Origin of the sequence: Microcoleus sp. AT8-B5, from assembly GCF_036705565.1 — a bacterium.
Lineage (GTDB): Bacteria > Cyanobacteriota > Cyanobacteriia > Cyanobacteriales > Microcoleaceae > Microcoleus.
In genome coordinates, this window is sequence record NZ_JAUBUY010000079.1 from 8,863 (window position 1) to 21,263 (window position 12,401).

At 46.0% G+C, this 12,401-nt stretch carries 6 protein-coding genes; 3 read left to right on the top strand and 3 right to left on the bottom strand.

Translation table 11 applies throughout. The annotated features are described in order from the left end of the window. A partial coding sequence (locus QUB39_RS29045) for a two-partner secretion domain-containing protein (RefSeq protein ID WP_333485224.1) occupies positions 1-6,376 on the bottom strand: 6,376 nt, incomplete at its 3' end. Between the two features lie 1,324 nt (positions 6,377-7,700). On the opposite strand from QUB39_RS29045, the gene QUB39_RS29050 reads away from it, so the two are divergent. The 3 genes from QUB39_RS29050 to atpC all read left to right on the top strand — a co-directional run bounded on the left by QUB39_RS29050 (position 7,701) and on the right by atpC (position 10,742). After that, complete coding sequence (locus QUB39_RS29050; RefSeq protein ID WP_333058307.1) at positions 7,701-8,555, top strand: PEP-CTERM sorting domain-containing protein; 855 nt, start codon at positions 7,701-7,703, stop codon at positions 8,553-8,555. A gap of 138 nt (positions 8,556-8,693) precedes the next feature. Then, positions 8,694-10,151 carry a F0F1 ATP synthase subunit beta gene (atpD, locus tag QUB39_RS29055; protein ID WP_006635884.1) on the top strand — a complete coding sequence of 486 codons (1,458 nt, stop codon included), beginning with the start codon at positions 8,694-8,696 and terminating at the stop codon, positions 10,149-10,151. 183 nt (positions 10,152-10,334) lie between these two features. After that, a complete protein-coding gene (atpC, locus tag QUB39_RS29060; protein ID WP_333058306.1) occupies positions 10,335-10,742 on the top strand; it encodes an ATP synthase F1 subunit epsilon in 408 nt (135 codons plus the stop codon). Positions 10,743-10,834: 92 nt separating this feature from the next. Here atpC and QUB39_RS29065 read toward each other — a convergent pair whose 3' ends face one another. Together QUB39_RS29065 and QUB39_RS29070 are read right to left on the bottom strand one after the other, a co-directional pair. Further along, complete coding sequence (locus tag QUB39_RS29065; protein ID WP_333058305.1) at positions 10,835-11,134, bottom strand: DUF7734 family protein; 300 nt, start codon at positions 11,132-11,134, stop codon at positions 10,835-10,837. A gap of 706 nt (positions 11,135-11,840) precedes the next feature. Then, the coding region (locus QUB39_RS29070; protein WP_333212605.1) for a transposase at positions 11,841-12,401 on the bottom strand (561 nt) is incomplete at its 5' end.

Consider the following 12,401-nt stretch of genomic DNA (forward strand, 5'->3'; position numbering starts at 1 on the left):
GAGTGGGAGTGGGAGTTACTACCGGAGTGGGAGTTTCACTCGGAGTGGGAGTGGGAGTTACTACCGGAGTGGGAGTTTCACTCGGAGTGGGAGTGGGAGTTACTACCGGAGTGGGAGTTGGTGTTGGCGGCGGGTCGATCGCGTCATCAGTGGAAAATACAATATTACCAACACTACTAGAACGCGGAAACGACTGCGATGTAATGGTAGATTGTCCCGTGGTAATTGCACCCGCCGTACCGTTGCTAGCAGCATCCCCTACCACAAACGGTTGAATCGGCGTCCCTCTATCTCCCCCAGCGTGTGTAATTGCGATATTTCCGCTACCTGTGCCGCCAGCAGTAGAAATGCTAGCAAATCCCGTCGGCGACAGTGGGGTGGAAAAAGTACCCGTAGCGCGGAAATAATTGCCTGTTATTGCTGTGACATCGCCACCGGTGCCGCCTGTACCGCCTTCGGCATTGATAAACTCTACTTGAATATCGCCGATCGGATCTAAGAACACATTGCCGGCATTTCCGACTATACCGCTAGAGTTAATTTGTCCGGTTGTAATTGAAGTTATCGCCTTAACAGTTATGTTGCCACCACTGTTTGCCGATGTATTCAAATTGCCTGCGGTGAAATTGTTACCGCTTGTAAATAGAATTTCTCCGCCATTAGCAGTAATATTTTTAACGTTTATATCGCCCTTGGCAGTAATATCGACTTTACCGGCGGTGACATCTCCCAATAAATTGACTTTTTCTGTGTTTAGTGCTGTCAATTGTTGCGCGTTAATTGTCGAGTTTCCTGTCACATTGCCAGCATTTTCGATCGCAAGATTTCCTAACTTGCTGGTGGCACCCACCGCACCGTTGAAAGTTATGCTGCCGCTACCGGAGGCTAGAGTTAAGTTGCGGACATTAATGCTGTCACTGTCGATCGCACCCAAAGCAATATTTCCCCCTGCCGTACTAAATACCGCATCCTTTGTCAAAACCACAGCATTGCTAATATTAAGGTTGCCGTTATTAGTGGTAATATTACCGCCTAATTTAGTATTTAATCCCGTAATATTAAAGCCAGAATTGCTGTTAACGTTTCCAATAAATTCTGCATTTGAGGCAGTAGCCTTCAAAACAGATAATGGCGTTGTTTCTCCGATATTTCCTTGCACTAACACATTGCCTGTAGCGGCATCTAAGTTCAACAAATGATTACCACCTATCGCACCAATTATCTTAATATCTCCGCCGCCGGTAGTGAGATTAATATCGTTGCCGAGTGTGACAGTGCCGTTGAGATCGATCGGATTTTTATTGGTATTGATGCCATCATTCAAATTAATTGTGGCAGCCTTGAGAGCAATGCTGCTGTTGTCATTGCCGGTAAGAGTGCCATCAAGTGCGATCGTACCCGTTCCCGTTTGAATATTTACTGGATCTAAAAATGTAAGATTAGAGGAAATACTAACATTTGCACTGCTATCCGATCGCCCGATCGCGATCGAGCTAAATCCATTTTGAATCAAATTAAGTTCCGCAGCAGTCAAATCTAAAGCGCTAGTATTGTTATCTGTTCCGCCAACAACAATATTTTGTCCGGCTGTTGCTGGTTGCAGCGTTAGCACGCCCGTACCCGAAACATTCCCCGAAAAATCAATTTCACCTGCCCTTAAAGTCAGCGGGTTACTACCTGCTGACAAACTCGAACCGAAATCAATAGTTGCATCCCCCAGTGTAAAAGTTACAGGAGCGTTTAATGTCACCGGAGCGCTAAAACTAATGTTATCATTAGTTGTTGTAATATTTCCGCTAGCCGCAACTGTTCCACCGCCATTTTGAATAAATTCACCGTCCAAGTTCAGGTTTTTCTCAATATTGAGATTCACCTTATTGGTAATTGTGAGCGTGCCGTCATTGGTGGTTGTTACAGTTCCTTTAAGATTAACATTGTCCGCAGCAATACCGAGATTGCCAGCCACGTCAACTGTATTATTGAAACTAATGTCGCTGCCTGCGAGAATCGGATTATTGGCAACCGTCACAGCATCTGCATAAGTTTGAGTGCCGGTTGTAGTGACATTCCCGCCTAAAGATATCTTGCTGTTGGCAGTTAAACTTGTGAGAGGAGTTGTTTCGCCGATCGCACTTTTGAAGGTAAGATTACCGCTAGTCGCCTTCACAGTCAAATTGCTGGTACCATCAACAGTATTATTGAAAGTAATGCTGTCACCTGAAATAATCGGATTGTTGGCAATTGTAACTGCATCTCCATAAGTTTGAGCACCAGTTGTAGTAACATTTCCCTTGACTTGAGTTGTGCCGCCAGCATCTGCAGTCAAACTCGCGGCATTCACTGTTTGATTAAATGCGGTTGTGCCTGTAGAGTTAGCTGTTAAATTGCCGATCGGAGTTACAGCACCAACTGCACCATTGAAGGTAACATTACCAGTACCGCCATTCACAGTTAAATCGCTGCTACCGTCAACAGTTGTATTGAAAGTAATTTGGCTGCCGGAGAGAATCGGATTATTGGCAATTGTAACTGCATCTCCATAAGTTTGAGCGCCAGTTGTAGTGACATTGCCACCTAAAGATATCTTGCTGTTGGCAGTTAAACTTGTGAGAGGAGTTGTTTCGCCGATCGCACCATTGAATGTAAGATCACCGCTAACCGCCTTCACAGTCAAATCACTGCTGCCGTCTACAGTATTATTGAAAGTAATTTCGCTGCCTGCGAGAATGGGATTGTTGGCAATTGTCACTGCATCTCCATAGGTTTGAGCGCCAGTTGTAGTAACATTTCCCTTGACTTGAGTTGTGCCGCCAGCATTGGTGGTGAAACTGGTAGCTTTGACAGCATTAAATGTAGTTGTGCCAGCACTGGTGACGGTGACATTTCCTAATGATCCAGTACCGGGCAATCCATTAGCATCAATGCTATTTATCTCGACTTGATTGGGAGTGGCGATCGCGATATCTCCGGCCGCACCGGAAGTAGAGCTAGAATTAATTACTCCTGAAACTGCAACAACGTCGCCTGTTTGGCCTGTGAGGGTGATTTTGCCGCCATTGCCAGCAGTGGAACTAGAGTTAAGATTACTAGCAGTAATATTGTTAGCACTGAGTGCGATCGGGCCACCATTTCCGGTAGTGGATGTGGTATCAATTGCCCCTGCTGTCGTATCAATATTGCCATTAGTGCTGGTAAGGGCGATCGCCCCTCCGGGATTTCTCATGCTACCCACTGTAATATTGCCTGTAGTTTCAATCGAAAAATCGATCGGACTCTTAAAATCGAAAGAATTGATTGTTTTCAGGGAACGTAAAGGTACTGCATTTCCAATGGCCCCGTTGACATTAATCACGCCTGTTCCCGCCGTCAAAACTAGGTTGCCATCGCCGTCAACCGTTCCCCCAAAATTAATGTCACCTGCATTATTTAACCCCGTATCGAGAGTGACATTAGAACCCGTACCGAGAGAGACTTTGCCACCAAAGTCAATCTTCTGTTCGTTGGTGAGAATATTTGCGTTTAAGTTAGTCGTTGGAGCATTAAAAGTAATTGAAGCGTTGTTTGCACCTGTAATGTTTCCATCGACTGCAATTGCGCCAGCTTGCATTGTGACGGGGAAATTAAAAGTAACACCAGCAGGATCAATTGCGATATTCCCCGTCCCATCCGTGCGCCCGATAATCATTTGGGAAAACCCATTTAAAACCGGAGGCGCGAGTTCAGCACTGCTGAGATTCAAACGATCGTCCGCAGTATTACCACCCACAGTAATATCTAAACTGGGAGTAAGCGGCTGCAACTGGATAATCCCAGTACCTTTAATTTGAGTTATTGATGACAATGAAATGTCATCGCCCGTCAAAGTGACATTGCCGCCTAAAGTCGCCTCAATCACACCTGGGGTGAGTCTAATGGAATTATCGGAGTTGTTAGCCTTTCCCGTGAGACTAATATTACCCGTTCCCGTAGCTTGTATTGTGCTCGGTGCCATGGTAGTAAGAATCGGGGGCATATCAATCCCGTAGGTGTTCAATCCAGTCCCTAAACTCGTACCGGTTAAAACAATATCTCCATTCTCCGATTTTACCGTGCCCTCGAAGAGCCTGATCCCGGAATTACCGCTCGCGACTGTAGTGCTGATGCCTGCACTGCTCGTCCCCGTCAACGTCACCTTTCCCAAGCCTGCGGTTTGGATTGTAGCATCATTTAATATCTCTATACCGTGGTTGGAAGACCCAGTCCCACCACCTGTACCCGTCAGACTGACATTTCCAGAAAGCGCTTTCACTGTAGCGTTCTCAACGAATATCCCTCGATTGTCACGAGTCCCATTACCGCCAACACCGATCAGAGTCACAGTCCCATTCTCCGCCGTTGACTCCACTGTAGCGTTGTTGAGATTAACGCCTGTATTTTCGATTCCTGTCCCCGCACCTGTTCCAGTCAGGCTGACACTTCCCCCGGCCCGCACTGTACTGCCGTCAATAGATATCCCTTGATTACCATCTGTCCCGTTGCCGCCAGTACCGTTGAAAGTAATATTGCCGCTGTCAGTAGTTTGTAATGTGGTAGCACCCGAAATAGAAATACCGACATTGTTTCCCCCTGTCGATTTTCTTCCCGTACCATTCAGGTCAATTTTTCCACTTCCGGCATTAATTTTGCTGTTCTGGACATTGATTCCCGGCCCGAACACAAGAGTCCCCTGACCCTTACCCTGGAAATTACCACCATTAGTAGCGATCGTCGAACCTACGATACTGAGAGCACCACCGTTTAGATTATCACTATCAGCATTCAGAGTAATAGTGCCTCCCTGAGTGGTGATAGTGGTATTATTAAGATTAATATTATTATTAGCATTCAGAGTCAGCGAATTATTATTAGTCCAAGCGATCGGTGCGTCAACGTTAATATTGCCTTGCTCCGTATTACCTGACGCCGTAGAAATAGTAACATTTCCCAAATTTAGCTGTGCTTGCAGCCTCCCATTATTAATCACAGAAGGAGGGCCGGAGTCAACAAATCCTGGCCCCGCAGGAACATTATTCGGACCTTCGACAATAGTAATATTAGTAGGATCTAACAATAAGGTACCAGCAATCCCAAAGGTCGATCGCAAATCAACTAATCCTTGAAAATCCAGCCATTGCTTTCCAGACACTTCCGCAAAGCCCCCATTCCCAGAAACCAAGCCACCTCTGGCCGTAATATTGCCATTAAAGCGAGTATTTTCATCAGCCCAAACTATAACTCGCCCGCCATTCCCATTACTAACAGCATCAGCATTAATCGTCGAATCGCTGCTGACAAAAGTCCGCGAAGCATTGGGCACAGTCCCCAAACCCTGATAATCTCCGCCAATCAGTACATTACCGCCGCCGTTAATCCCAGAAGCATCGATATTGCCTGCAATAACACCTACTTTGTCGCCTAAAATATTTACAGTACCGCCAGTGTTGCCAGAGACATTGAGAGTGCCGGATGCGATCGCAGTTCCCGCAGTTACCGGCACAGCAGCATTCCCCGTTAACACAACTTCCCCATTGGGATTTACCGTCAAACCCGTCGCCTGTGCCACACCTTGTCCAGTCAGCAACTCCGGCAAAGATAATACTGGCTGCGTCCAATTGTTTGGCAGCGAAGTGTGATTTGCTGTCGGCTGAATATCCAAGCTCAATAAATTTCCAGCTTGACTAATCCGCACCAAATTGTTACCCGGTACGGCGCTGATGATAATATTGCCGCTAGGCGCATTTACCTGACCAGTATTGACAACCGTACCGCCGATCAAACTTAAACTTTGACCTGGTGTCACCGTCAGATTGCCTGCATTAATTATGCTTCCCCCTGGCAAATTTGTAAACGCAAAACTATTCGGTGTCCCGATTAATGTTGCCCAATTGTTATTGCCGATCGCACTAAACCACTGATTTTCCCCAAAACCAATCCCTGTCGCCGTAGTAGCATTAAAAGATCCAGGCACGTTGAGAATGGCATTCGGCCCGAAAATCATGCCAGCAGGATTCATCAAAAATAAATTGGAATTCCCGCCCGTAACTTGAATTAAGCCATTTATTAAAGAAGGATTACCCCCAGTAATCCTTCCCAAAATATTTTGAATATTGGGATTGGTCAAAAAGTTAGCCGTTTCAGCCTCGCTGAGGCCAAACTGAGTAAAACTGTGAAAAAGATTAGCCCCATCTCCGCTGAAAGACCCCCCGGAAATGTCGTAGCGGTTGCCGTTGGGAGTAACAACTGTGTTAGTGCCATCTGGTGCGGGGGCGATGGGTTGCGCCTTGGCCGAACCCGCCGCAGCACTCAGCCAGCTAACAATGAATAACCATCCGAGGAAATGTAGTTTGTTGGGTGTCATTGTGTTTAAAGATGGTGCTTAAAGTGCGATCGTATTTATTTCTCCTATTTTTACTCCTAAAAAAATCTCATGTCAATAGGAGCATCCTATTTTGGGCGGTCGAATAATTAGGACTAAAAAAGGAAATCTACAGCCTATTCGGTCGTTTATGAAGTACAGTAGAAACCTTAATTGCGTGCTGTTAATCCTCCGGGTGCGGAGCTACGATATCTTGGATATACAGCACTTTCCAGGTAAGTGAAGTACAGAGAAACCGGGTTTCTTGAATAAAACCGGTTTCTGGCGAGAAATCCAGAAGAAACCCGGTTTCTGGGGTGTACTTTATCAACCTGGAATCCGCTGTAACTTACAGATTGACTGGTGTATCCGCACCGATGCTTGCCATCATATTATGTGTACCACATATACATGGAATATGCTGTATGTTTTCAATTAGGAATGAGAATTAAATAACTTCCACTCTTGAAAGTGGGATGGGCGTCCCGCCCGTCCAAAAAGAATGGGCGGGACGCCCATCCCACCATAACAATTAAAATTGTAAGTTATTTAATTCTCGATCCTTAGTATGATTTACATATTTTTTTTTACTAGGAATCATGCGAGGTAAATCAAACTTGGTTTCTTTTTTTGACTTTCACTGCTTCCTTACCACAATTACCTTAAACAACCGGGTTAATTTGTTCGGGACTGTGGCGGAAAATATGGCACATAACGCGAGGTTTAGGGGTTTAAAAAACTCGCGATTTTAGTCAAAACTACGTAAGTATCGCTCGCCTGTTATACATCTTGCTTAAAGTAGCAAAAAACTCGCTCAAATCCCTACTCGCCGGCGCTCCCGCTTCTTTCTGCATCGGGCGAGCAGCTTGCAGCCCGCTTTCAGGAGCAACTAACCGAACAGCCGACTTTCTCTCAAAAACTTTATATTTTAGGGATGAACTTTACCAAAACTTCATAAAGCTCGACTAAAATTTTTATGTATTTTTGATGAAAGCCAATATAGGCAAGTCTTGCACTCAACTTTAGACAGTTACCGAAACCAAGTAAATGTAGTAGCTTGGAAGTCTAGGCCGGATGAAAATCTTGCTGTTACAGATTAAACTGTGCCAATCTAGTGTCAGTGAAAACTCTTAGAAGAAGCACTCATTTACTGCAAAACACCCTTAAGTGAGATATGTATGTATATTCACTGGTGTGGAGCCTCTTCTTCAGGTTTGACGATCGTCCTAAATATCGCAGGCTCGCGATCGTCTATTCGCGTCACGGCAACATGGCATTTAGGGCATTTTGGGCCTAACTACCTAACAATACAGGAGGAATCAGGGTTATGACTACCTTAACGCTAGTCAAAAAAACATCTTTTACAGTCGCCAGCTTGGCAACCACAATGTTGCTCAGCATCTGCCTGCCCGTCCGAGCTTTCATGTTTGGCACCGACGGCATCCAGTTCGATCGAGATACCAATGTAGAGTTCACATTCCTAGAATCTCACAACTCTTACCAGTCCAGCTTGTGGGTAGCAGCTTTGGCTGCTGAGCCAGAAAACAATGGCTACACAAACATCGCCAGACTGTTTTACGAGACTAAACCCTCAGATAACGGCTCTGCCAACAACTGGAAAGGAACCTTCGGGAACGCAGTCACCTCCGAAAACGGCTCCATCACCCAAAACTTCAGATTTTTGAAGGATCAAATTTATGCCCTGCTGCTGTGGAGCGACACCGGCACCGGCAGACCTTTCGAGCAATACGTCTCGTCAAGCACCTTCATGAACAGCTCCCAATGGCGGGCCGCTGGCACCCAGTTCCGAAGAGATGAATGTCTGGTGGCGGGATGTCAGCTTGCTGTGTTTGGTAAATTTAGCCTCGACCCCAACTCCAGCGGCTCCTTTGCAAACATCAACGGCGGTAAAGGCCCAGAGCAATTTTCATCCCTCACAATGGCCGAACTGGCTAATGGCACAAAAATCTCCTTCGACGATGCCGAACCAGGAACCAAGCTAGACTTCAACGAATTCACCGTGTCCGCTGAGTTAGCCCCCCAACCAGTCCCCCAACCAGTCCCCCAACCAGTCCCAGAACCAGCCCCCGAACCAGTCCCCGAACCAGTCACAGTATTCGGGACTATCCTGGGGATCGGGGCTTTGGCTGCGGCTCGCAGGAAAAAAAAGCGAGGGCAGTAACCATAAAAATGACTCTTAACCAGACCCATACAAATCTAAATAGTGCGTCTGTTCAGTGGTAATCTGAGGAATAGCATTTCTAAATGTTAAGACTTTTTCCATAACGGGAAAAATAGCATCCTAACAAAGGCACTATTCATGGTATCCACCGCAGAAAAAACGAACGTAGGCTACATCACCCAAATCATTGGGCCGGTTGTAGACGTAAAATTCCCAGGCGGCAAACTGCCCCAAATCTATAACGCTCTCACGATTTCCGGCAAAAACGAAGCAGGTCAAGACGTTGCCGTTACCTGCGAAGTTCAACAACTGCTCGGAGACAGCCAAGTGCGTGCAGTTTCCATGAGTACCACCGACGGCTTGGTGCGTGGCATGGAAGTAGTAGATACCGGGGAAGCAATCCAAGTTCCAGTCGGCATCCCAACTCTCGGCCGGATTTTTAACGTCATCGGTCAACCCGTAGACAACCTAGGCCCGGTCAATACTTCCGAAAGTATGCCCATCCACCGCAACCCGCCGGCTTTTACCGAACTGGAAACCAAGCCTTCGGTGTTTGAAACAGGGATCAAGGTGATTGACCTGCTGGCCCCCTACCGTCGCGGCGGCAAAATCGGTTTGTTCGGCGGCGCAGGCGTCGGCAAAACCGTGATTATGATGGAACTCGTGAACAACATCGCCAAGGCTCACGGCGGCGTGTCCGTGTTCGGTGGTGTGGGCGAGCGCACCCGCGAAGGCAATGACCTCTACAAAGAAATGATCGAGTCGGGGGTTATTGACGAAGAAGACCGCAGCAAGTCAAAAATTGCTCTGGTTTACGGTCAAATGAACGAGCCGCCTGGTGCTCGGATGCGCGTGGGCCTGTCGGCTCTGGCGATGGCCGAATACTTCCGTGATGTCAGCAAGCAAGACGTGCTGCTGTTCATTGACAATATCTTCCGGTTCGTGCAAGCGGGTTCTGAGGTATCGGCTCTGTTGGGTCGGATGCCTTCGGCTGTGGGATATCAGCCGACTCTCGGTACAGACATGGGCGACTTGCAAGAACGGATTACCTCGACTACCGAAGGTTCGATTACTTCGGTTCAAGCTGTGTACGTACCTGCGGATGACTTGACTGACCCCGCACCGGCTACGACTTTTGCTCACTTGGACGCTACAACTGTGTTGTCTCGCGGTTTGGCTGCGAAGGGGATTTATCCTGCGGTTGACCCGCTGGATTCTACGTCTACGATGTTGCAAGTTAGCGTTGTCGGCGAAGAACACTATGGTGTTGCTCGTCAGGTGCAGTCTACTCTGCAACGCTATAAGGAATTGCAAGACATTATTGCAATTTTGGGCTTGGACGAGCTGTCGGAAGATGACCGCTTGACAGTTTCTCGCGCTCGCAAAATTGAACGCTTCTTGTCTCAACCGTTCTTTGTGGCTGAAGTGTTCACCGGTTCCCCCGGCAAGTACGTCAAGTTGGCAGACACCATTAAGGGCTTCCAAATGATTTTGGCTGGCGAACTTGACGAATTACCGGAACAAGCTTTCTATTTGGTGGGCGATATCAACGAGGCGATCGCCAAAGCTGAAAAAATGAAAGCTGACGCCAAGTAATTTTAGTCATGAGTCAGTAGTCAGTAGTCATGAGTCATGAGTCAGTAGTTATTAGTTATTTGTTATTAGTTATTGGTTATTGGTAACAACTGACAACTGACAACTGACAACTGACAACTGATAACTGACAACTGACAACTGACAACTGACAACTGACAACTGACAACCGACAACTGACAATTTATGACATTAACTGTGCGCGTAGTGGCCCCAGACAAAACTGTTTGGGATTCTAATGCTGAAGAAGTAATTCTGCCGAGCACCACAGGCCAACTGGGTATCTTGAGCGGTCACGCTCCCATGTTGACAGCTTTGGATACCGGAGTGATGCGCGTCCGTCCCGGCAAGGAATGGGTGTCTATTGCTCTGATGGGTGGCTTTGCAGAAATCCAAGAAAACAAAGTTACTATTCTTGTCAACGGCGCTGAAAAAGGCGAAACCATTGATAAAGAAGCTGCTCGTACTGCTTACACCGAAGCAGAAGCTCGTTTGCAAAAGGCTACTACCGGCACTTTGCAAGAGCAAATTCAAGCCAAGCAAGCAATCAAGCGCGCGAGAGCTCGTTTCCAAGCTGCCGGCGGCACGCTCTAGCTCTAATGGTAAGGACATAGTGCTTTTGTAGTAGGGACACAACATTGTTGTGTCCCTGCTGTTTTTCTGGCGTTGTGTCCCTAATGCGAGAGCTAAACTCCCGCCTCGGACAATAGAGATTGCATTGTTTCCCAAGATAACCCCTGCTGAAGATAGCGGGGGTTATTTGGATTGTAGGGGCTCTCCACGCGATCGATACTGACAATTTTTGCTTCCTCCGGCAAAACAGGAACCTCTGGATCGCTCGCGGTCGATCGCGTCAGGGAGCTAGAAAAGCCTTTAAAAATAGCAATTTCATCGAATTCGCCGTCTATTTCGGCCTTGACGATTAAAACTTCGTGCGATCGTTTTACCGTGTATTGTTCCAAGCGACGAGCAATAGAGTCAGCCATAGCAAATATCACTTTCCTGAAATCTGCTATAATATACAGCACTTTCCAGGTAAGTGAAGTACAGAGAAACCGGGTTTCTTGAATAAAACCGGTTTCTGGCGAGAAATCCAGAAGAAACCCGGTTTCTGGGGTGTACTTTATAAACCTGGAATCCGCTGTAGCTTAATTTTGTGGCTAATTTCAGGGGCAGCGATCCAATATTTTATTCTTAATTAAACCTTTTTTAACAGCCGGAAGTAAGCGCACATAATATAAATTGTGTAAAAAAAAGTTGCAATATTTTCCGTCGGCACAACCTACTTGTTAAATATTTTACAGCATATTTTATGTACATTTAGTACGGATAAACCGGGTTTCGAGCGACAGAATCAGTTAAGATGCGAGAACTGTAAATAAACCCCGTGAGAGCGGGGTATAATTCATAAACCTGGAATATTCTGTATGATGCAGAAACAGAACAAAGCATTCAACTAAAACAGGCAACTGCTGCTGAATTTCAAAAATGTCTGGAGCTTTATTTCGAGAAAAATTTTACTTAGACGCAAAAATTGTTCAATAAGATTTGCGAAAGAAAGCCTCAAGATAAGTTAGCAGCAATTTACTCTCAGCGCTCTCTAAAGAATGGAATGTCTGGAGTGCCACAAGGATAGTCGGGGATAGAAGCTTTGGATGAAAAGTAGTGATACAGATACAGCACTTCCGGATGTTATGAGGTACAGTAGCAGCAATTAGTAAACCAGTTTTTAAGATGTTTCGGATTAATTAAGTCAAGAGCCACAGCAATTATCCTGTCAACCATTTTAGTGCTGGTTGGTGAAAACTGTCGCAATAAAGATTTGAGTTGCGACCACCATAATTCAATTGGATTAAAATCAGGAGAGTATGGGGACAAACACAAGATAGAAGCACCCACCGCTTCAATCATAGTCTTAATTGAATCTACTTTATGCGCTGGTAAGTTATCCATCACTACTACTGCTCCCGACCACAATTGTGGCACTAAACATTGATCGATAAATACCTCAAATGCTTGGCTATCCATCGAGTTGTCAATGGTCATTAATGCCACTACTTGCGTGAGACTAATTGCACCAATTACTGTGACTTTTTGGCCTCGATAAAAAGGTTTGACCGCATAGGCTCTAGTCCCTAGTTGGGAACGTGCATGACTTCTGCTTAAACCTAGCAATACCAGGGTAAACGCATCTAAATTAAGTTGACAGAAAATCATATTTGTGCATGATTTGTTTTTTATAAAACAATTCTT

Coding starts and splice junctions, on each gene's coding strand:
- QUB39_RS29065 (WP_333058305.1), bottom strand. CDS start 11,134: ATGGCTGACTCTATTGCTCGTCGCTTGGAACAATACACGGTAAAACGA.
- QUB39_RS29050 (WP_333058307.1), top strand. CDS start 7,701: ATGACTACCTTAACGCTAGTCAAAAAAACATCTTTTACAGTCGCCAGC.
- atpD (WP_006635884.1), top strand. CDS start 8,694: ATGGTATCCACCGCAGAAAAAACGAACGTAGGCTACATCACCCAAATC.
- atpC (WP_333058306.1), top strand. CDS start 10,335: ATGACATTAACTGTGCGCGTAGTGGCCCCAGACAAAACTGTTTGGGAT.